Below are 235 nucleotides of genomic sequence, written 5' to 3'. Positions count from 1 at the left end.
CACGTATTTCGCACAGCAAATTTACTCAAGTTGGCAAACTAGCCCGCTCGCGCGTTGCCCTAGATGATGGCCCATTACGTACCAGCTTATTGCACATTGCTGCGGGTGGAGAAATACCAGAGCATACTCATACCGGATTTGAGATTACTTTGTTACTAAACGGCGAGTTTAGCGACGAAGAGGGTAGCTACGTACCGGGTGATTTTATTTGGCAAGATGGCAGCCATCTGCACAC

The 235-nt window shown here is 48.5% G+C and carries 1 protein-coding gene; it reads left to right on the top strand.

What is annotated here, in order from left to right:
* The coding region (locus tag AAEY72_RS16355; protein WP_352311742.1) for a cupin domain-containing protein at positions 1 to 235 on the top strand (235 nt) is incomplete at both ends.

Origin of the sequence: Psychrobacter sp. W2-37-MNA-CIBAN-0211, assembly GCF_040309405.1 — a bacterium.
GTDB lineage: Bacteria > Pseudomonadota > Gammaproteobacteria > Pseudomonadales > Moraxellaceae > Psychrobacter > Psychrobacter glaciei.
Note: the sequence above shows the minus strand (reverse complement) of the source record. Positions and strands in the feature narration are given on the sequence as shown.